The organism is Microbacterium sp. NPDC090281 (assembly GCF_044769635.1).
Taxonomy (GTDB): Bacteria; Actinomycetota; Actinomycetes; order Actinomycetales; family Microbacteriaceae; genus Microbacterium.
The window spans coordinates 655,496-675,844 of the sequence record NZ_JBIVYH010000002.1 but is presented as its reverse complement, the minus strand read 5'-3'; the positions used below and the strand labels follow the sequence as shown (position 1 = coordinate 675,844).

The 20,349-nt window shown below is 66.3% G+C and carries 19 protein-coding genes and 3 tRNA genes; 15 read left to right on the top strand and 7 right to left on the bottom strand.

What is annotated here, in order from left to right:
* Positions 1–290 precede the first annotated feature (290 nt).
* The 3 genes from ACIQTX_RS17470 to ACIQTX_RS17460 all read left to right on the top strand — a co-directional run bounded on the left by ACIQTX_RS17470 (position 291) and on the right by ACIQTX_RS17460 (position 4,321).
* Positions 291–1,400, top strand: coding sequence for an AAA family ATPase (locus tag ACIQTX_RS17470; protein WP_402974523.1), 1,110 nt, complete (start codon positions 291–293; stop codon positions 1,398–1,400).
* Positions 1,397–3,610, top strand: a complete 2,214-nt coding sequence (locus ACIQTX_RS17465; RefSeq protein ID WP_402974521.1) for a S8 family peptidase — start codon at positions 1,397–1,399, stop codon at positions 3,608–3,610. The genes ACIQTX_RS17470 and ACIQTX_RS17465 overlap by 4 nt, the downstream gene beginning before the upstream one ends.
* A gap of 162 nt (positions 3,611–3,772) precedes the next feature.
* Positions 3,773–4,321 (top strand): hypothetical protein, encoded by a 549-nt coding sequence (locus ACIQTX_RS17460; protein WP_402974518.1) that lies wholly within the window; start codon positions 3,773–3,775, stop codon positions 4,319–4,321.
* 244 nt (positions 4,322–4,565) lie between these two features.
* Here the strand turns inward: ACIQTX_RS17460 and ACIQTX_RS17455 are convergent.
* The 3 genes from ACIQTX_RS17455 to ACIQTX_RS17445 form a co-directional block, all read right to left on the bottom strand.
* A tRNA-Phe gene (locus tag ACIQTX_RS17455) sits at positions 4,566–4,638 on the bottom strand.
* Positions 4,639–4,710: 72 nt separating this feature from the next.
* Positions 4,711–4,784, bottom strand: a tRNA-Asp gene (locus tag ACIQTX_RS17450).
* Positions 4,785–4,813: 29 nt separating this feature from the next.
* Positions 4,814–4,886 (bottom strand) — tRNA-Glu (locus ACIQTX_RS17445).
* Positions 4,887–5,096: 210 nt separating this feature from the next.
* Between ACIQTX_RS17445 and ACIQTX_RS17440 the strand changes: the two genes are divergently transcribed.
* A complete protein-coding gene (locus ACIQTX_RS17440; protein ID WP_402974516.1) occupies positions 5,097–6,470 on the top strand; it encodes a M23 family metallopeptidase in 1,374 nt (457 codons plus the stop codon).
* 75 nt (positions 6,471–6,545) lie between these two features.
* Here the strand turns inward: ACIQTX_RS17440 and ppa are convergent, their stop codons facing one another.
* Complete coding sequence (gene ppa, locus ACIQTX_RS17435; protein WP_402974513.1) at positions 6,546–7,037, bottom strand: inorganic diphosphatase; 492 nt, start codon at positions 7,035–7,037, stop codon at positions 6,546–6,548.
* A gap of 82 nt (positions 7,038–7,119) precedes the next feature.
* Positions 7,120–7,785 (bottom strand): TMEM175 family protein, encoded by a 666-nt coding sequence (locus tag ACIQTX_RS17430; RefSeq protein WP_402974510.1) that lies wholly within the window; start codon positions 7,783–7,785, stop codon positions 7,120–7,122.
* Between the two features lie 81 nt (positions 7,786–7,866).
* Between ACIQTX_RS17430 and tilS the strand changes: the two genes are divergently transcribed.
* Positions 7,867–8,859, top strand: a complete 993-nt coding sequence (tilS, locus tag ACIQTX_RS17425; protein WP_402974507.1) for a tRNA lysidine(34) synthetase TilS — start codon at positions 7,867–7,869, stop codon at positions 8,857–8,859.
* 70 nt (positions 8,860–8,929) lie between these two features.
* On the opposite strand, the gene ACIQTX_RS17420 is transcribed toward tilS, so the two are convergent.
* Positions 8,930–9,526 carry a DUF937 domain-containing protein gene (locus ACIQTX_RS17420; protein WP_402974504.1) on the bottom strand — a complete coding sequence of 199 codons (597 nt, stop codon included), beginning with the start codon at positions 9,524–9,526 and terminating at the stop codon, positions 8,930–8,932.
* Positions 9,527–9,658: 132 nt separating this feature from the next.
* Here ACIQTX_RS17420 and hpt point away from each other — a divergent pair, with 132 nt between their 5' ends.
* The 10 genes from hpt (at position 9,659) to ACIQTX_RS17370 (ending at position 18,423) form a co-directional block, all read left to right on the top strand.
* Positions 9,659–10,210, top strand: a complete 552-nt coding sequence (gene hpt / locus ACIQTX_RS17415) for a hypoxanthine phosphoribosyltransferase (protein ID WP_028502036.1) — start codon at positions 9,659–9,661, stop codon at positions 10,208–10,210.
* Positions 10,211–10,283: 73 nt separating this feature from the next.
* The gene (ftsH, locus tag ACIQTX_RS17410; RefSeq protein ID WP_105526371.1) at positions 10,284–12,284 is read left to right on the top strand and encodes an ATP-dependent zinc metalloprotease FtsH; all 2,001 of its coding nucleotides are present in this window, start codon (positions 10,284–10,286) and stop codon (positions 12,282–12,284) included.
* Position 12,285: 1 nt separating this feature from the next.
* Positions 12,286–12,894 carry a GTP cyclohydrolase I gene (folE, locus tag ACIQTX_RS17405; RefSeq protein ID WP_402974499.1) on the top strand — a complete coding sequence of 203 codons (609 nt, stop codon included), beginning with the start codon at positions 12,286–12,288 and terminating at the stop codon, positions 12,892–12,894.
* Positions 12,894–13,703, top strand: a complete 810-nt coding sequence (gene folP / locus ACIQTX_RS17400) for a dihydropteroate synthase (protein ID WP_402974496.1) — start codon at positions 12,894–12,896, stop codon at positions 13,701–13,703. Before folE ends, folP begins: the two co-directional genes overlap by 1 nt.
* A 32-nt stretch (positions 13,704–13,735) precedes the next feature.
* Positions 13,736–14,131 carry a dihydroneopterin aldolase gene (gene folB, locus ACIQTX_RS17395; RefSeq protein ID WP_402974493.1) on the top strand — a complete coding sequence of 132 codons (396 nt, stop codon included), beginning with the start codon at positions 13,736–13,738 and terminating at the stop codon, positions 14,129–14,131.
* A complete protein-coding gene (gene folK / locus ACIQTX_RS17390) occupies positions 14,128–14,667 on the top strand; it encodes a 2-amino-4-hydroxy-6-hydroxymethyldihydropteridine diphosphokinase (RefSeq protein ID WP_402974490.1) in 540 nt (179 codons plus the stop codon). The genes folB and folK overlap by 4 nt, the downstream gene beginning before the upstream one ends.
* Positions 14,664–15,146 carry a DUF3180 family protein gene (locus ACIQTX_RS17385; RefSeq protein ID WP_402974487.1) on the top strand — a complete coding sequence of 161 codons (483 nt, stop codon included), beginning with the start codon at positions 14,664–14,666 and terminating at the stop codon, positions 15,144–15,146. Before folK ends, ACIQTX_RS17385 begins: the two co-directional genes overlap by 4 nt.
* The gene (locus ACIQTX_RS17380) at positions 15,097–15,678 is read left to right on the top strand and encodes a PH domain-containing protein (RefSeq protein ID WP_402974484.1); all 582 of its coding nucleotides are present in this window, start codon (positions 15,097–15,099) and stop codon (positions 15,676–15,678) included. The genes ACIQTX_RS17385 and ACIQTX_RS17380 overlap by 50 nt, the downstream gene beginning before the upstream one ends.
* Positions 15,675–17,741, top strand: coding sequence for a PH domain-containing protein (locus tag ACIQTX_RS17375; RefSeq protein ID WP_402974481.1), 2,067 nt, complete (start codon positions 15,675–15,677; stop codon positions 17,739–17,741). Before ACIQTX_RS17380 ends, ACIQTX_RS17375 begins: the two co-directional genes overlap by 4 nt.
* Positions 17,731–18,423: a DUF2520 domain-containing protein gene (locus tag ACIQTX_RS17370; RefSeq protein WP_028502045.1), complete on the top strand. Its 693-nt coding sequence runs from the start codon at positions 17,731–17,733 to the stop codon at positions 18,421–18,423. The genes ACIQTX_RS17375 and ACIQTX_RS17370 overlap by 11 nt, the downstream gene beginning before the upstream one ends.
* 13 nt (positions 18,424–18,436) lie before the next feature.
* Here the strand turns inward: ACIQTX_RS17370 and ACIQTX_RS17365 are convergent, their stop codons facing one another.
* Complete coding sequence (locus ACIQTX_RS17365; protein WP_402974478.1) at positions 18,437–20,320, bottom strand: DUF2207 domain-containing protein; 1,884 nt, start codon at positions 20,318–20,320, stop codon at positions 18,437–18,439.
* Positions 20,321–20,349: the final 29 nt, after the last annotated feature.

Sequence of the window (20,349 nt, the reverse complement as noted above, 5' to 3'; positions counted from 1 at the left end):
GTTGCTCGCCGTTTGCCGCGTGATTCCGCGGAAGTTGTCATGGTTGGTCCCGGCTGGTTGAGGATAGTTTCAGTGGAGCTACCGGCGCAGAATCGGCACACGGTTCTGTGCATACGCGAGCCGTGGTGCGAATAGGTGTCTTCTCGCTCGTCACCTGCGATTCTCTGCGCTGCTCCCACGTAGGCGTTGCGTGCAGCCAACAATGTCGGCGGCCACTGGAAGAGTATCTAGCATCCGGACGCAAAGTCGTCCAAATGGGGTACTATGGGTCTACAAATCAAGGGAGCCGGATGGACTACAACGAGCAGCTGGGTGACGATCTCGTCCAGGTGGCGCGCCTCGCTGGCGAGGGGAAGGAAGAAGATCTTCGGCTCTATCTGGCGCGACTGATTCGCCGATACCGTCGTCAGTCTCCGGCTATCTCTAAGCAACTAGAAGGGGTGCTTGCGGGACTGGGCGCTCGTCCGGCACGCGGGCGCGTCGAGCACCGATTCGACGCTGGGGAGGCGGATCCGCAGGGTGTCGCGCTACTTCGACCGAGCCAACGCGACCAGGGGTTCGACCCACCTGTGCTGTCCCCTGCGACTCGCACGCAGTTCGAAACGCTAATTGCTGAGTGGTCCGCAGGAGATGTGTTGCGAGCGCAAGGGCTGTCCCCTGCTTCTTCCATCATCATGACGGGACCTCCAGGAGTGGGCAAGACGTACTCGGCGAGATGGTTGGCTAACCAACTGGAGATGCCGATGTACTCGCTCGATCTGACTGCCGTGATGAGCAGTCGGCTCGGTCAGTCGGGAGCCAACCTTCGTTCTGTTCTAGATTTCGCGCGCCGGGAACCAGCTGTCTTGTTCCTAGACGAGGTTGATTCGATCGCCAAGCGTCGATCCGATGACTCCGATGTTGGCGAGCTCAAGCGTCTCGTGACCATCATGCTTCAAGAGCTAGATGACTGGCCTTCGACCAGTCTGCTCATCGCAGCAACAAACCATCCCGAACTCGTCGATCGGGCTCTCTGGCGACGTTTCGAGGTCCGTGTGGACTTCCCAAATCCCGGTCGCGAGGAGATCGGCTCCGCGATTCGGAGGTTCCTCGACCGTGATCTGGAGCGAGTTACTCCGTTCATACCAGTGCTCGAACGTGTACTTGGCGACTCGTCGATAAGCGAGGTCGAGCGAAGAGTCAAGAGCCTTCGGAAGGCGCTTGTAGTTGGGGGGAACGTCCCGGATGCCGTAAGCGGGCTACTCCAAGGCACTGTCTCGCCGCTCCCGAGGGCGGAGCGCATCGCGCTGGCCGATGAGCTGCGCGTCAACACTGAGATGTCTCAGCATCAGATCGCGAGGTTGACTGCGGTCAGCCGCGACACTATCCGTAAGCACGCACGTTCTAGCGAAGGGGCATGAGCATGCCGAAGAATTACTTGATTGGCCGCGGTGAGTTGCTGGCCGAGCCGGTACGGCCACCGGCCATCAAGCCGACCAAGACGCACCCTTATGACCCGCAGGAAGCGCGCCAGCGTCTCTCGCCACAGATGGATGCAGCTCTTGCCGGGCTTGTGGAGGAAGCAGAGTTCGCCCCAGACGGAGTGCACGTCATGCGATTCACGCTGCACCCGGCATACATCGCGAAGTCGTATTACCCGGACGGCCTATTTCGTCTTGCAGGCCTGGAACCTGTCGGTAGCAGAGAGCGCAAGGTCTATCCCGAAGCCCACGTAGTCAAAGACTGGAGGGAACGCGAGTTCTCCACCTCCGAGATCTTCGTCGCGGGCACGGAGAAGAGCTTCCGTGACTTTGGCCGATGGCTGAGTTCAGACAGCTCGATCGGTGGCGCTCTGGAAGAGATCCGTGAGATCGAGAGCATCGACGTGTTTTCTTCGGGTGAGAAGCTCAAAGCCGGTGTTGCGGATTCCGCAGCCTTCGAGGTCGTCGTTCACCTTCCCTCTGAGCGGCTAGCTCCTCACAATCGTCAGTCATTTATTGACCTGGCAGACTCCTTGGGAGTTGATGTCGGTCAGGACTTGGGTGTTGAGGTGCGAGGGCTCTGGTTCCTTCCCGTGACCGGAGAGAAGAAGGCAGTCGAACGCCTGGCGGAGTTCAGCACGGTCCGAGTAGTACGACCAATGCCAACCCTTACCCTGTCCCCGGTCACACGCCTCCTCGCGGATCCGACTAGGGTCGAGATTCCGACTCCAACCTCTATCGATGAGTCAGCTCGCGTTGCAATCCTGGACGGAGGCCTCCCTCCGGAGCATGCACTTGGTGCTTGGGTTGCTTCGTATCGGGAGATGGACCCGGATGCGCCGCGTTCATCGGAGTTCGAGGCGCACGGACTCGCTGTCGCTTCCGCCTTTCTTTTCGGCCATCTGGAGGCTGGAGAGCAGGTCCGAACACCGCCAGCGAGGGTATCGGTGTTTCGAGTTCTTGATGGCAGTACGGACGGTGATGACCCGTACGAGCTCTACCGTGCTTTGGGTCACATCGAGGCGATTCTTCTCTCGCGCAACTTTGACTACGTGAATCTAAGCCTCGGCCCCGATTTGCCGATCGAGGACAATGAAGTTCATGCGTGGACGGCTCTAATCGACGACCTGCTGAGTGACGGGGAGACCCTGATGACGGTCGCTGTAGGCAACAACGGGAACCGCGATGAGGCTTCGGGGAACGCGCGAGTTCAGGTGCCGAGCGATGCGGTGAACGCACTCGCGATCGGAAGTGCCGGGAGCCTCGGCGAAGGGTGGGGCCGCGCGTCCTATTCGGCCATCGGGCCCGGCCGCACTCCTGGAACGGTAAAGCCAGACCTGCTCGCTTTTGGCGGTTCCGATGGAGAAGAGTTTCGTTTCCTTGCGCCAGGAACGACTCCAACCGTCGCGCTCGGTCAGGGAACAAGTCTGTCTGCTCCGCTGGCGCTGCGTCAGGCAGTGAGTATTCACTCACTCTTGGCCGGGCAGATCGAGCCGCTCGGAGTTCGGGCTCTGCTCCTGCATGCTGCACGCGACTCCGGCCATGCCCGCGCGGAAGTGGGATGGGGGCGTTTGCCCCTAGACGTCGATGCGATCGCATCAGTCGGTGATGGTGTGGCACGAATCCTCTACCAGGGCGAGCTGCGTCCCGGTAAATACCTTCGGGCTGCTCTGCCTCGCCCTGTGGGGGGCTTCATCGGCGACGTCGCCGTGTCGGCAACCTTCTGTTTCGCAAGTCCCGTCGACACTCAGTCGCCAGACCTCTACACCCGCGCGGGACTCGAGGTGGTCTTCCGCCCCGACCTGAACAAGTTCGGTAAGGGCGCTAAGACACCTTCCAGCCGATCCTTCTTTAGTCCTGCCGCGTACTCGGATGAAGCGCTGCTTCGCGCTGATCAGGGCAAGTGGGAGACGGTTCTCAACGCAACGGATCGTATGAGAGGAGCGACTCTTGGCGACCCGGTGTTTGACATCCACTACAACGCGCGGGACGGTGGGGGATCAAGCCGAGAGACCGCACCGCTGAAGTACGCGCTCGTAATTACTCTGGAGGCGCCCAAGATGGTGAACCTTCACCAGGACATCCTGGACGCGTACCCAGGAGTGCTCCTGCCGATTGAACCGATCGTCGAGATCGACCTGGACGTATAGCCGCTGGGTGAAGGTCGTCGAGTCGAGGGGGTATCCGAGGACCGGACACACCGCAAGGGTAGAGGCATTGCTCGCGCGCGGTCCTGAGTGACGGATCGATGAAGCCGCAAGGCGCTGGCCTCGGGTTGGCTTGGCTGTGTACAGTCAAGCCAAGGAGGCGGGATGTCGACAGCAAGCTTTCCAGCGCTCGTGCGGGCAGTTGTTTCTTCCTCCGTGTCCAATACCTGGGACATCGCCAAGGGTGAGTGGCAGGTCACAGAGGTTGATGAGGACTTGGGGGCCGACGGAGTTTGCGTGTGTGGCCAGATGGGGTTGGTAAGTCTCTTCACTATCAAGAACAGAAGCAACGGTTCCGAGCTGCACCCGATCGGTAGCACGTGCGTGAATCAGTTCGGCCGTAGTGACCTTGATAGTCAGGTGAGGGTGCTCAGCACCTTGCTCAACCTGCGTGCAGCGTTCCGGGATGGCAAGGTCGTCGAACTCACGTCAGACTACTTCTCACGCGCGGTCCTTGAGGATCTCTACGACGAGGGCGCCTTCACCCCAGATCAGTACAACGGCGGCGATGGCGGTAGGGACTATGACTTCCTGGTGAAGATGTTCAACAAGCGGAACAAAGACGACATCACCCGTCCGCAGCGCACCAAAATCTCCGTGCTTCTGAACCGAAAGGTCTTGCCGTTCATCGATCACGATGACCGACTGAAATAGTCGTGAGCGACGCTCGGGCGAGCTCAGTGTGGAGCTGACCGGCACACACCGGCAGAAGCTCCTGTAGAGCGCGTTTCGTCTTGTTTCGCTCGGTCAACAGCCGGGAGTTCGGCTCGCTCAACAACCCGGGCCGGAACAGCCCAGGGGAGCGGGTCGGAAACCACTCCTCGCCAGGGAAAGGCAAAACCCCCGCCATGTAGAAGCTAGGCGAGGGTTTCTGGGGTGATTGTAATGATCACCCTTGTGGCTCCGACGGGCGTCGATCCCGTGACCTCTCGATTTTCAGTCGAACGCTCTACCAACTGAGCTACAGAGCCGTGGTGCGACCGGCGAACCTGTCGCGTCCTAGACGAAGGGCTCTCTCCGAAGAAAGAGCCCGACGAACGGAGCGACCCTGACGGGACTTGAACCCGCGACCTCCGCCGTGACAGGGCGGCACGCTAACCAACTGCGCTACAGGGCCATACTTGTTTTCAATTATACCGGAAGGTGTGACCCCAACGGGATTCGAACCCGTGCTACCGCCGTGAAAGGGCGGCGTCCTAGGCCGCTAAACGATGGGGCCGAGTCAGTCCCGGGGGACTTCCTTGCCGACGCTCAAGCATAAGGGATGATTCGGGCAAATCGCGAATCGAGGGCGCGGCTCCGACTCCCGGGCGTGTTTAGGGAGGACGATGGACGTGTCTGTAGTGCAGGGAGACTGGCGGGCGCCCCCTGGTGCTGATGTGAAAGTTGTTGTTAGTGTGGCAACTGTGAAACCGGCGGAAGGGGCCGTGTGAACGACAAGATCACGCTGGATGCAGCAGTTGCTGCGGCATCCGAGGACTGCGGCTGCGCGCCCAGCCCCACAGAACGCCGTGCTTTCGGCAAGACCGGCATCAGCCGCCGCGGTGCTCTCGGCATCGGCGTGCTCGGTGTCGTCTCGCTCAGCGCCTTCGGCATCTCGAACGGAGTCTCCGCCGCCTACGCCGCGACGTACCCGAGCTGGGATGACGTGCAGCGGGCCAAGGGCAACGAGGCGGCGAAGGCCGCTGAGGTCTCGCGCATCGAAGGACTCATCCAGTCCTTGACGCAGAAGGTAGCCGACACTGCGGCTGCGGCCGCGGTCGCGTCCGAGGAGTTCTACGACGCCCAGCAGGCATACTTCGCTGCGGCCACCGAAGCCGACTCGATGCAGGCGAAGGCCGACGAGCAGGCAGCGGTTGCTGACGCCTCGGCCCGCAAGGCCGGCCAGGTTGCGGCCCAGCTGTATCGCAACGGCGGCGACGACACCTCGCTGGAGCTGTTCTTCGCCGGCTCGGCGAACAACACCGACGACATGCTCGCGCGCCTCGGCACGATGGACAAGCTCCTCGAGTACAACCAGTCCGTCTACGACAACGCCGTCGCATCTCGCAACTCCGCGCAGTCGCTCAGCGACCAGGCCGTCGTCGCTCGCACCGAGCGCGACCGGCTGCAGAAGATCGCGGAAGAGAAGATGGTCGCGGCCCAGCAGGCCGCAGACGCAGCTCAAGCCGCCCTCGACGAGCAGACCACGAACCTCGCGACCATGCAGGCGCAGCTCGCAGCGCTCAAGGATGCGACGGCCCAGACGGTCGCCGGCTACCAGGCCGGTGTCGAAGCCGAGGCGAAGGCTCGTCGCGAACGCGAGGCCGCCGAGCGCGCCGCCGCAGAGGCCGCGGCTGCTGCCGGCGGCGGTGGCGGTGGCGGCGGTGGCGGAAACCAGGGCTCCGGCGGCTGGTGCCGTCCGCACGGTGGAGGCAAGAGCTCGGGATACGGTCCCCGCTCCGTGCAGTGCGGCTCGAACGGCTGCTCCTCGTCGTTCCACTACGGCACCGACTTCGCCAATGGCTGCGGTTCGCCGATTTACGCCGCGAACTCCGGCACGGTCGACTACGCCGGCGGCAACGGCGGCTATGGCAACTACATCCGGATTCAGCACGGCGGTGGCATCGGGACCGGTTATGCGCACATCCGCAACGGAGGCATCCTCGTCCGGTCTGGGCAGCGGGTGAACTCCGGCCAGGTCATCGCGTATGCCGGAAACACCGGGCGCTCGTTCGGCTGCCACCTGCACTTCGAGGTCTACGTCAACGGTGGCGCCGTGAACCCCGTCGCTTTCCTCGCGGATCGCGGAGTCTCTGCCTGAGCATCCGCCCGTCTGATTGCAGAAGACCCCCGGCCGCTGAGCGGATCCGGGGGTCTTCTACGTTCCAGGCGTCGGTCAGTGACCCTGCTCGGACGCGCGGACGATCGCCTCGTCGAGGATTCGCTGCGCTTCAGCGGCGTTGCCCCACTCGTCGACCTTGACCCACTTGTTGGGCTCGAGGTCCTTGTAGTGCTCGAAGAAGTGCGAGATCTCCTTCTTCGTGTACTCGGCGATGTCGTCGATGTCCTGGATGTGGGCCCAGCGCGGGTCCTTCGCCAGGACGGCGACGAGCTTGTCGTCTCCGCCGGCCTCATCGCTCATCTTCAGCACGGCGACGGGGCGCACCTCGACGACGACACCGGGGTAGATCGCGTGGTCGAGCAGGACGAGCACGTCGAGCGGGTCGCCGTCCTCGCCGAGCGTGTTGTCGAAGTAGCCGTAGTCGGCCGGGTAGCCGAAGGTCGTGTAGAGCACGCGGTCGAGGTGCACTCGCCCGGTCTCGTGGTCGACCTCGTACTTCACGCGGCTGCCGCGCGGAATCTCGATGACGGCGTCGTGTGCGCCCATGCGTGTGCTCCTCAGGAAAAGTTCGGTTGGATGCCGCGGACTAGCCTACCTGCGGCGCTCGCACGCCCGTGGGCGCTGCCGCTCAGTTTCCGGAGTCGTCCGGCGGCGCAGGTTCTTCGCTCGGACGTCGGCGCAGGAGTCGATTCAGCAGGCGGCTCATCGGGTCGCTCAGCAGCAGCAGGAACAATCCGGTGTATCCGTTCGGGGAAGCGGCGACCGCGATGGCGAGGGCTGCTGCGAACAGGATGATTGCGGCGAGATCGCCGATCGCCCCCAGCCGGATCGTCTCGGTCGAGATGGTGCTGAGCTCGCGATGCCGCGCCAGGTAGAGCCAGCCGGCGAGGGTCGTGACCTGCGTCATGATCAGTGTGCCGATGTAGACCACCGCCTGGAGCGGATCGGTGTCCATCTGCCCGATCATCGCCGTGGGCACGGGCAGCCACACGATCGTCGCCATCCAGGCCACGTTGATCCACAGCAGCGGCCCGGTGATGAACTCCACGTCGCGGTACTGGCGGTGGTGCCCCATCCAGAAGGTGGCGATGAGGAGGAAGCTCAGGCCGAAGCTCAGCAGCTGTCCCGAATGCTCGGAGAGGAACTCGGCCGTGCTCAGGTTGCCCGATGCGGCTTCGGAGACGGACTCCATCAACGGCAGGATGAGCAGCGTCATCGCGATCGCCACGACGGCGTCGACGAACGCCTTGAAACGCTCCGTCCGGAACGGCTTCGTACGTGGGTTGTCTGTCACGGCGTCAGGATAGCCCCGCCTGCGCACCTGACGCACTTCTCGGAGCGGCGCGGATGGGCCCGGTGCCCTAGCGTGGAAACCGTGCCGTCTCTCTCTCCCGCCATCGCCGAGATCCGCCTCGCCGTGCGCGCCGCGCTCGCTGAGGTTCCCGAAGGCTCGACCGTGATCGTCGCCCTGTCTGGTGGCGCCGACTCGCTCGCGCTCACCGCGGCCACCGCCTTCGAAGCGCCCAAGCGCAGCCTTCGGGCCGCGTCCGTCACGGTCGACCACGGCCTCCAAGACGGTTCCGCCGAGGTGGCCGCCAACGCTGCGCGCATCGCACAGATGCTCGGACTCGACGCGCGTGTGCTCCGCGTCGCCGTCTCGGGCGAGGGCGGCCCGGAAGCGGCGGCACGCGAGGCGCGGTACCGCGTGCTGCGTGAGGCCGCCTCGGATGCTCGTGCCTCGACCGTGCTGCTCGGACACACGCTCGACGACCAGGCGGAGACCGTGCTCCTCGGGCTGGCGCGAGGCTCCGGCGCCGCGAGCCTGCAGGGCATGGCGCCGGTGCGGGAAGACGAAGACGGAGTGAAGTGGGTGCGTCCGCTGCTCGGTGTGCGCCGCGAGACGACGCGGGCGTTCTGTGCCGCATCCGACCTCACGCCCTGGGATGACCCGCACAACCTCGACGACCGCTACGCCAGGGTGCGGGCGCGCGAGCGTGTGCTCCCGGTGCTCGAGGCGGAGCTCGGGCCGGGCATCGCCGATGCGCTCGCTCGCACCGCGGAGCAGCTGCGCGAGGACGCCGAGGCGTTCGACGAGATGATCCACGAGACCATCGAGGACATCGTCGAGCACGCGGAAGCGGGCATCTCGGTCAGCGTGGCGGCGCTCGCCGCGAATCCGGCTGCGCTGCGCAACCGCATCATCCGTCTCGTCGTGGACAGCGAGTTCGGGGTGAGTCTGACCAGGGCGCAGACGATCGAGGTCGCGCGCCTGGTCACGGACTGGAGCGGTCAGGGGCCGATCGACCTGCCGGAATGTTCGGCTGTGCGCCAGGGCGGACGCATCGTCTTCACCGCATCCGGTCGCTGAGCGCGTCTCGTCTCGAACGCTCTTCTGCGCCTGCGTCGTCGCTCGACGACCGGATGCGTCAGGTGGAGTGCTACTTCTTGCCGCCGAAGAGGCCGCCCAGGATGCCACCGAGGTCGATGCCGCCGCCGGAGCCGCCGCTGTTGCCTCCGCCGAGAAGTCCGCCGATCACGTCGCCGATGCCGCCGCCGGAGCCGCCCTTGTCGCCCCCGCCGAGGATGCCGCCGATGAGGTCGCCGATGCCACCGGAGCTCTCAGCGCCAGCATCCGCCTTCGCGGTCTTGTCCTTGTTCGCGTTCGCGATGAGCCCCATCACGATGGGAGCCAGGATCGGGAGGAGCTTGCCGAAGTCGATTCCGGGGGTCGCCTTCGACTCGGTGAGTTCCTTCGTGACCTCCTTCTCCTTCGAGCCGAGGATGTGCGCGACGATCTTGCCGCCGTCGGCCGCATCGATGTCGTCGACCTTCGAGGCGCCGGCGCTGCCCTCGTGCTTCTTCAGCGCGTTCTGGATCGCGGCGGAGCCCTCATCGGTCTCGGCGTTCTTCGCGAGCCCGCCCAGCAGCACGGCGCCGCCCTGCTCGACCGCGACCTTGGCTTCGTCTCGCGAGATGCCCAGCTTCTCGGCGATGTCGTCGATCGGCACCTGCTTGAGGATGTCGTCAAGAGCCATGGTGAATCCTTCCGTCGGGGCGTCCGCCCACATCACCGCTCACAGTAGTGCGGATGCCGCGGGATGGGGAGATGCCTTCCCGATCGGTGAACCTGGACGCGAGCATCGGATCACGTCACCTAAAATCGATCCATGCGCGCCGCGGAAATCCAGGACGACCTCACCAGCATCCTCGTCACAGAGGAGCAGATCCTCGCCAAACTCGATGAACTCGCAACCCAGGTCGCGGAGGACTACGAGGGCAAGGACCTCGTCCTCGTCGGCGTGCTCAAGGGGGCCGTCATGGTGATGGCCGATTTCGCACGGGCGCTGCCCTTCCACGCTCCGATGGACTGGATGGCGGTGTCGAGCTACGGTGCGAGCACGAAGTCGAGCGGCGTCGTGCAGATCCGCAAAGACCTCGACACCGACCTCAACGGCAAGCACGTGCTGATCGTCGAGGACGTCATCGATTCCGGTCTGACGCTCAGCTGGCTGCTCGAGAACTTCGGCTCCCGCGGCGCCGAGTCGATCGAGGTGCTGGCCCTTCTGCGCAAGCCCGAGGCTGCGAAGGTGGTCATCGACTGCAAGTACGTCGGCTTCGACATCCCCACCGACTTCGTCGTCGGATACGGCCTCGACTACAACGAGCGCTACCGGAACCTTCGCGACGTCGCGGTCCTCGCGCCGCACGTGTACTCCTGACGACCGCGACGCGCTACGCCGTGGGTGAACGTACAGCGACCCCCTAGGGCACCCGCGATACGCTGATCCGATCATGGATGTGAAGAAGCTCACCCGGAATCCGCTGATCTACGTCGCGCTGATCGGCGTGCTCCTCTTCGGCGGTTTCCTGCTGATCTCGAATCTTGGCGCGCCCAAGCAGATCACGACTCAGGAGGGGCTGAAGCTCCTCTCCGGCACGACGGTCACAGAGGTCGTGAACACCGACGGCGATCAGCGCGTCGACATGACGCTCTCGAAGCCGTTCAAGGGTTCCGAAGACGTGCAGTTCTACTACGTCGACGCCCGCGCCGACGAGGTCGTCACCGCGATCAACGAAGCCGCACCCAAGGACGGCTTCAACGACGCCGTGCCCCGGGCGAGCTGGTTCGACGGCTTCCTCTCACTCCTCCTCCCGCTCGTGCTGCTCGGCCTCCTGTTCTGGTGGCTCCTGTCATCCATGCAGGGCGGCGGCGGCAAGGTCATGCAGTTCGGCAAGTCCAAGGCCAAGCTCGTCAACAAGGAGACCCCGACCGTCACCTTCGCCGACGTCGCCGGTGCGGACGAGGCCATCGAAGAGCTCCACGAGATCAAGGAGTTCCTGCAGGATCCGGCGAAGTTCCAGGCCATCGGCGCCCGCATCCCGAAGGGCGTGCTCCTGTACGGCCCTCCCGGAACCGGTAAGACGCTGCTCGCCCGCGCTGTCGCGGGTGAAGCCGGTGCCCCCTTCTATTCCATCTCCGGTTCCGACTTCGTCGAGATGTTCGTCGGTGTCGGTGCCTCCCGCGTTCGCGATCTCTTCGGCCAGGCCAAGGAGAACGCGCCGGCCATCATCTTCATCGACGAGATCGACGCCGTAGGCCGCCACCGCGGCGCCGGAATGGGCGGCGGAAACGACGAGCGCGAGCAGACGCTCAACCAGATGCTGGTCGAGATGGACGGCTTCGACCCGAACGCGAACGTCATCGTGATCGCTGCGACCAACCGCCCAGACATCCTCGACCCCGCGCTGCTGCGACCCGGTCGTTTCGACCGTCAGATCGGTGTGGACGCGCCCGACCTCAGGGGCCGCCAGAAGATCCTCGAGGTGCACAGCAAGGGTAAGCCGCTCGCGAAGAGCGTCGACCTCGAGGTCGTCGCCCGCAAGACTCCCGGCTTCACCGGCGCCGACCTGGCGAACGTGCTCAACGAGGCTGCGCTCCTCACCGCGCGCTCGAACGCGCAGCTGGTGGACAACCGCGCCCTCGACGAGGCCATCGACCGTGTGATCGCCGGTCCGCAGCGCCGCACCCGTGTGATGCGCGACAAAGAGAAGCTGATCACGGCGTACCACGAGGGCGGACACGCGCTCGCGGCGGCGGCGATGAACTACACCGATCCCGTGACCAAGATCACGATCCTGCCCCGCGGCAAGGCGCTCGGATACACGATGGTGCTGCCGCTGGACGACAAGTACTCGATCACCCGCAACGAGCTCCAGGACCAGCTGACCTACGCCATGGGAGGCCGTGTCGCGGAGGAGATCGTGTTCCACGACCCCACCACCGGAGCGTCGAACGACATCGAGAAGGCGACCTCGATCGCTCGCAAGATGGTGCTCGAGTACGGCATGACCACGCAGGTCGGCCCGGTCAAGCTCGGCAGCGAAGGCGGCGAACCCTTCGCAGGCCGTGACATGGGCCGTGGCCGCGAGTACTCCGAGCGGGTTGCCGAGCGGGTCGACGCCGAGGTGCGCGCCCTGATCGAGCAGGCTCACAACGAGGCCTACGCGGTCATCAGCGAGAACCGCGACATCCTCGACAAGCTCGCCCTGGCGCTGCTCGAGGAGGAGACCCTCGACCACAACCAGATCGCGGAGATCTTCACCGAGATCAAGAAGCTTCCCGAGCGTCCGCTGTGGCTGTCGAGCGAAGGCCGCCCGGTCTCCGAGCGCCCTCCGATCGAAGTGCCGAAGAAAGACATCTCGCTCGCGGCATCCGTCGAGGCTCCGGCCACCGCGCCGCGCACGCAGCAGGGATCAGCGGGCGCCGGTAACCCGCGGCCTGCCACGGCGTGACGTGACCGTCGACAAGCAGCGTGTCGAGCGACTCACCAGAGAGCTGCTCGAGGCGATCGGCGAGGATCCGGATCGGCCCGGGCTGAAGCAGACTCCGTCGCGGATGGCCGAGCTGTACTCCGAGTTCTTCTCGGGAGTCGGCGAAGACCCGGCCGAGCCGCTCGCGCGCACCATCAGCGTCTCGCGGGGGCCCGCGCCCGACACACTGCCCTCCGGGGCGGTGCTGCTGCGTGACATCCGCTTCCGCTCCGTGTGCGAGCACCATCTGCTGCCCTTCGCAGGCCACGCGCACATCGCGTACCTCCCGGGGGAGCAGGTCGTCGGCCTCGGGGCGCTCGTGCGCGTCGTCGAGATCCTCGCCGCCCGTCCGCAGGTGCAGGAGCGCCTCGGCGAGCAGATCGCCGACACGATCGCGGAACACCTCGACACCAGGGGCGTGCTCGTCGTGCTCGACGCCTCGCACGGCTGCGTCACGATGCGCGGAGGACGGCAGACCGAGGCGTCGACTCTCACGATCGCGGCGCGCGGCGAGTACACGGATGCGGTGGCCAGGGCCGAGCTCATCACTCTGATCGGTGCGTCGGTCTCCGGTTCGGGAACTGTGCGCTGATGACGGGCATCTGGGGGATACTCAACGTCACCCCCGACTCCTTCAGCGACGGCGGACGCTACCTCGATGTCGACAGGGCAGTCGCCCATGGCCTGCGGCTGCGGGCCGATGGCGCAGCGGTGCTCGACGTCGGCGGCGAGTCGACCAGACCGGGCGCCGACCGTGTCGGCACCGAAGTCGAGCAGCAACGCGTGATCCCGGTGATCGAGCAGCTCACCGCGGCGGGTGTGCCCGTGAGCATCGATACGCTCAGCGCCGCGACCGCCGCAGCGGCTGTGCGCGCGGGCGCACGGATCGTGAACGACGTCTCCGGCGGGCTGGCCGACCCCGAGATGCGGGTGGCTGTCGCCGAGTCGGGCGCCGACTTCGCGATCGGGCATTGGCGGGGGTTCTCCGCCGACATGTACGCGAAGGCGGAGTACCGCCGGGTCGCGCGTGAGGTCGCGGGCGAGCTCCATGAGCGCATCGGCGAGGCAGCCGCATCTGGAATCGCCCCGTCACGACTGATCGTCGACCCGGGGATCGGGTTCGCGAAGGCGGGTGCGCAGAACTGGGAGGTGCTGCGCGGGCTAGACGAGATCGTCGCACTCGGACCGCGAGTACTCATCGGCACGTCGCGCAAGAGGTTCCTGGCTGAGACGTTGCGAGAGGATGCCGCTCCCGATGAAGACGTGTCGGAGGCCCGTCGCGATCTCGCGACCGCCGTCACCAGCGCCCTCGCGGCACGGGCCGGAGTCTGGGCCGTGCGGGTGCACGACGTGGCAGCCACCCGCGACGCGCTCGCGATCGCCCACGCCTGGGAAGGCTGAAGGCGTATCGGGCGGGCCCGTACGCTAGAGGCATGGAGTTCCTCGACGAGATCGTTCTCACCGGTCTGACCGTCTTCGGTCGTCACGGTGTCTTCGAGCACGAGCGCAGGGACGGGCAGGAATTCACGATCGACCTCCGTCTGCGGTTGCCGCTGAAGCAGGCATCCGCCTCCGACGACGTGGCCGACACCGTGCACTACGGAGAGCTGGCCGAGAAGGTGGCGGCCGTGGTGGCCGGAGAACCGGTGAACCTGATCGAGACGCTCGCCGAGCGCATCTCCGCCGTCGTGCTGGCAGACCCACGGGTCGTGGACGTGACGGTGACAGTGCACAAGCCCCATGCCCCGATTCCGTTGAACTTCACCGATGTGGCGGTCACGGTGCACCGACGTCGCACGGTCGACTCGTGGGAGGACACGACCTTATGAGCCGCAACCTCGCGAACCCGCCGGACATGCCCGGCCCTCGCCCGGGACGACCGGAGACCATCGCCGTCGTCGCACTCGGTGCGAATCTCGGGGATCGCCACGAGACCATCCGCGCCGCCGCAGAGCGGATCGCCCGTCTGCCTCTGGTCAGCGATGTGCGCCTCTCCCGCCTGTTCGAGACCGTCGCGCTCCGTCTCGACGGGCCGGATCCCGATGCACCCGGATACGTCAACGCGGTCGCCCTCGTCACCACGCGCCTCGCTCCCGGGATCCTCCTCGGGATGCTGCACGCCATCGAAGACGAGAACGGTCGTGAGCGTCGAGAACGCTGGGGCGACCGCACTCTCGACCTCGACCTCATCGCGTACGGCGATGTCGTCTCGGACGAGCCGAACCTGCAGCTGCCGCATCCGCGCGCGGCCGAGCGGCTGTTCGTGCTCGACCCCTGGCTGGACGTCGACCAGGACGCGGTGCTGCTGGGCCAGGGCAGAGTCGCCGACCTCGCGGCCGAACTGCACGCCCGGAGTGAGGGATGAGACGCACCTCTGCCGGGGTGCTCGTCGTCCTCGCCCTGCTCGGCGGCGGCGGCGGATTCCTGCTCGACCACCTGCTCACCACCGCGGGGCGCGTCACCTTCACTCCCTCACTGCTGCTTCCTCTGCTGCTTCTGCTGATCGCGGCAGCAGCGCTGGGCGTCGCCTGGCCGGTGCGGCGCAGTGTGCGTTCGGGCATCCGCATCGATCCCTTCCGCGCGCTCAGGGCCGCGACGCTGGCGCGAGCCTCGAGTCTGCTCGGCGCCATCATGGCGGGATTCGGAGCGGGGTTGCTGCTGTTCCTCCTGTCGCGCCCCGTCGTTCCACAGGTAGGGTCGACTGTGGCCATGCTGGCCCTGATCGGCAGTGCGATCGTCCTCGTGATCGCTGCGCTCGTCGCCGAACAGTTCTGTACCCTGCCGAAGGATCCTGATGACTCAGAACCCAGAGACCGCGCCCCTGAACCCAGCGGAGGGCACTGACCTCGGCGCCCTCGACCAGGGGACCTACACGCAGCTGCGCACGGCACGCAATGAGGCCAGGCTGGAGCTCGACGGCACGTGGCACCAGATCTCGCCGCGCTACGTCGTCTCGCAGATCGTCCAGAACGTGATCTTCATCGTGATCGTCGCGGTCGCCGCCGTCGTGCTGAACGTCGTGCTGGACCAGCAGTGGGTGTGGATCCCCGCCGGCGTCATCCTCCTCATCACGGTGATCGCGCTCATCATCCTTCCCCGTCAGGCGAAGGCGATCGGCTACATGCTCCGCGTCGACGACATCGTGTTCCGCAAGGGCATCCTCTGGCAGCGCATGATCGCGGTTCCGTACGGGCGCATGCAGCTGGTGGACATCACCCAGGGGCCGCTCGATCGAGCCTTCGGCATCGCCCAACTCAAGATGGTGACTGCCGCGGCGACAACCGGCGTGCAGATCCCCGGACTCACGCAGGAAGCAGCTGAGGCGCTGCGCGACACCCTCATCCACGTCGCTGAGACTCGCCGGACCGGCCTGTGAGCGAGCCGCAGCTCCCGCCCTCCCCGAGCGCGGAAATCGCCAGCGACGCGTCGTCGACGAACCTCGCGAACGGTGAGTGGCACCGGATGCACCCGCTCACCCCGCTCTTCAAGGGCGGGCTGGCGCTGATCATCATCGCGGGTATCGTGATCGCGAACATGCGGGACCGCCTCATCACCTGGGCGGTCGACCTCTTCGCTCCCGAAGAGGCGCACTACGGTGACTACGCCGGCGCCGACCCGGTCGACTGGGTTCTGTCGAACAACCTGATCCTCGTGGCCCTGCTCAGCGTGCTGGGGTTGGTCGTGGTGCTGGTACTGATCTTCTGGTTCATCTGGCGCTTCCAGCAGTTCCGGATCACAGGAGACCACGTCGAGGTCCGCAAGGGCTTCGTCTTCCGCTCGCACCGCCGCGCGCCGCTCGACCGGGTGCAGGGCGTCAACCTGACCCGTCCCTTCCCCGCTCGCATCATCGGTCTGGCCAAGTTGGAGGTGGTCGGTGCCGGCAACGACGCGAACGTGGAGCTCGAGTACCTCGCCACTGCACGCGCCGAGTCGGTGCGGGCCGACATCCTGCGTCTGGCCTCAGGTGCCCGCGCGGCACGCAACGCCGCGCTGAATCCCGAGCAGGGGACGGGGTCCGCGGCTCCGGTCGCACCGACGTCTGCGCGAGCGCAGCTCGTCGGGTCGATGAACGCCGGTGTCAATGATCTCCTCGCCGGCGTCGATCTCGCCGACGTGGTCCCGGAGAGCGTCGTCAAGATCCCTACCGGCCGCTTGGTCGGGTCGCAGCTGATCTCGGGTCTGCTGTGGTTCGTGTTCTTCGGGGCGATCTTCGCGATCGCGATCGGAAGCGCTCTGATCGGCATGATCGCCGACGGCGACACGGACGGAAGCTTCATCCTCCTGGGGCTCGGGCTCGGCATGGGCATTCCGATGGTCATCGCGGTCGTCGGTATCACCTGGGCACAGATCTCGAAGTCGCTGCGCTATTCGATCGCGCCGACTCCGGACGGCGTCCGGATCACCTACGGTCTGCTGACGACGGTGACCGAGACGCTCCCTCCAGGGCGCATCTTCGCCGTGGAGGTGTCCCAGTCGCTGCTGTGGCGTCCGTTCGGGTGGTGGACGATCAAGATCAACAGGATGAGCGGCAAGAGTGCGGCCCAGCAGTCCTCCGGCAGCGGACAGCAGTTCAACGTGGTGCTGCCCGTCGGCAAGCGTGCCGATGTCGAACGCGTCCTCGCCCTGGTGCTGCCGGATGTCCCCGCTGCGGACATCTCCTTCCTCTGGGAACAGGGCATCGTCGGCCCCGTCGAGGGTGACCCCTATCGCACGATGCCGCGGCGCGCACGGTGGCGGCGGCCCTTCTCCTGGAAGCGTCACGGATACCTGGTGGCCGACTTCGGTCTGCTGCTGCGCCGCGGGAACGTCTGGCGCAAGCTCGCGGTGTTCCCGCTTGCACGTCTGCAGGGCGTCTCCCTCAGTCAGGGGCCGATCGACCGGAATCAGCGTGTGTCGGGCGCACAGGTGCACACCGTACCGGGCCCGATCACCGGATACCTCTCCGGTCTGGAGCGTGCGGATGCGCTGGCGCTGCTCGACGATGTGAGCCGGGCAGCAGCAGACGCGGCTTCGCGTGACACGACCCACCGCTGGAGTGAGCACGCGGCTTCCGCATCGACGGCAACCCCTCCGGCCCCGCCGGCCTACACCGGACCGCCGGCCTACGCCGGACCGCCGGCCTACACGGGACCACCGCCGATCTTCCCGGCCCCGGTTCCGGGACAAGGGGCTCCGCCTGCGCCGCCTGTCGCTCAACCGACCACTGCGCCGCCCGCACCTCCGGTTGCTACTCCCGCGCCTCCGGTGGCTCCGCCTCCCGCGCCTCCGGTGGCTCCGCCTCCCGCGCCTCCGGTGGCTCCGCCTCCGGCGGCTGCTCCTCCGGTGAACGCTCCGGTGACTCCGCCGCCAGCGCCACCGGTACTTCCCCCGGCACCCCCGGTGACTCCTCCTGCGCCTCCGCTCCTGCGGCGGACGAGACGGAGCGACGATGGCGCGTGACGGTCGCCTCGGCGTCGGCATCATCGGTGCGGGGCGAGTCGGCCCGGTCGTCGGCGCAGCGCTCGGAGGTGCGGGTCACGCCGTCATCGGCATCACGAGCGGATCCGATGACGAGCGCGCATCGGCGGTGCTGCCTGACGTGCCGGTGCTCGACGCTCTCGAGGTCGTTCGTCGAGCCGAGCTCGTGATCATCGCGGTTCCTTCGGAGCAGCTGCCTTCGCTGGTCGCCGGCATCGCTGAGGTGGGCGGTTGGCAGATCGGGCAGCTCGTGCTGCACACCGACCCTGCATACGGCATCGAGGTGTTGCGACCTGCCGCCGAGCGTGGTGCGATACCCCTCGCCGTGCATCCTGCGATCACCTTCACCGGAACCTCGATCGACCTCCGGCAGTTGCAGGCCGGGTTCGCCGCTGTGACCGCGCCCGCGGCCGTGCTGCCGATCGCACAGGCGCTCGCCGTCGAGATGGGGTGCGAGCCGGTCGTGATCGCCGAGGCGGATCGTCCGGCATACGCGGATGCCATCGCGACGGCCACCGAATTCTCGCGGTCGATCATCGGCCAGTCGACCGCACGGTTGCGCGAGATCGGCGTGGAGAACCCTGGCGGCTATCTGTCCGCTCTCGTGCAGTCGACCGTGGAGCGCGCGCTGCGCGAAGCATCCGACGCACCGCCCCTGGTCTGATCGCGAGCAGCGCTCACCGCCCGCCGGAGAAGCCGCCGCCTCCGCCTCCACCCGAGAACCCGCCCCCGAACGAGCCACCGGCGCTCGAGGAGGCACTCGTCGAGGGAGCCGAATACGTCGCGGCCGAGTGGGACGACGCCATGAACGACGCCAGCTGCACGCGAAGAGCGAACGACGTCGGGTCGCCGATCCAGGACGCACCCCGTTGCGCGTGCGCGTAGGCCCGCTCCAGCACCTCGCCCCATTCGTCTTCCAATCCGAACAGGATGGCGTAGGGGAGGAGCCGCTCGTACACGTGGATGACGCTCGCGCTGTCGTCCGGTCGACGCTCCGCGCCGCTGTAGGACTGCAGCATCCGCAGGCGATCGGCATCGGCGACCCGGATGAACTCCTTTACACCCTGCAGATACTCGTGCGTGCGGGCGCCCTCAGCGGTGAGGACCGTGTGCTTGGAGAACGCGTAGAGGCTGGAGAGGAGCACGAGGAACGCGCCGAAGGAGATCGCGACCAGCGCCGGGATCGCCGAGAGGCGGCCGCTGGCCGCTCCCCAGATTCCCAGCGCCAGACCGACTGCGGCGATGCCGATCGCGCACCACTGGAGGATGACGGCTCCGCGGCTGCGCACCTTCTCGGTGAGACCGCGGGTCTGGGCCGCTGCTCGACCGCTCTGCTCCAGAGCGGTCATACGCGCGGCGAAGGCTTCGTCAGCCGCAGGAAGGTCGACGACTCCTTCTGCGTCGGCGTCGGCGTCGAAGAAGAGCGATTCGAGCGCATCGACATCCAGCTGGTCCGGGATGCGCGCTCCGGGGATGCGACGCAATCGCGGTTCCTCCGCCTCCGCCCCCTCTTCGATGCGAAGTGTTCCGCGCACGGCCAGGTGCACTATCTCGGCCGGAACCACATCTTTGGCCCCGGAGACGATGGCCGCGGCGAGCAGTGGGGGGAGCGAATCCGGTACGTCGTATTGTGCGACGACGATGCCACTGGATACCCGCCGTCGGCGAGTGAAAGCAGATACGGCCACCCAGCTGCCCGCTGACACGCCGACGGCCCCGACTGCGGCGATCAGAGGGGCGATGTCGCCGACCGGATCCGGGGTGCGGGCGAGGGGCTGAGTGACGGTTCCCTGCTCGAATCCGATGGCCACGGTCACCCCGTCGCCGGCCGGGCGCTCCCCGGATTCGACGCGGAATTGCGCGACCCCTCCGTCAATCTGGGGGCCTTGCAGGTCGCACTCGTCTTTCGAGCCCGATGGGCCGGTGTAGCACCGGGTTGATCCCGTGAGCGCGGCGCTCATCTCGGTGTCGAACTTGATGTCGGCACCGAACCGTTCGATGGCCTGAGTGCTGTCGAGCGGGAGCAGATCCCAGTAGAACTCGTCGACCGCGGGCGTGGAGGATCCCGCAGGCGGGCTGGTCGCGAGGACGACATCCCGCATCTCATACTCGATCACGTAGGTCGTGAGCCCCTGCACGTAGGAGTCGTCGCCGGTGAGCACGAGCAGTACTCCGTCTTCCTCGTCCGTCTCGTAGGGCACGGCCACGCCGTTCCCGTCGGTCACCGACAAGATCGTGGTCTCGGTGCTCGCTCCCTTGTACGACGTCGCCAGGCCGCGCACGATGCCGTGGTTCTGGTCGAAGTCGGGGAATCGGGCGACGAGAGTCTCGGTCGCGTGCATCCGCGCACGACCTTCGTCGTCGAGCCCGACCTCGTACACGGCGTCCCACGAGCTGTAGGTGAAGTCGTCCACGTCGGCTTCCGCTGCGGCCGGTTGCAGGTGCGAAGCGGCGTCGGATCGGACGCTGTCGGGTGTCGCGAAAGCAGCGGTTGGAGCGGCGATGGCGGCGAAGGTGACGGCGAAGACAGCGAACGCGCGGAGGATCCGTGTGTGGGCCATTCTTCGAGGCTACCCAGCACTCGCCAATG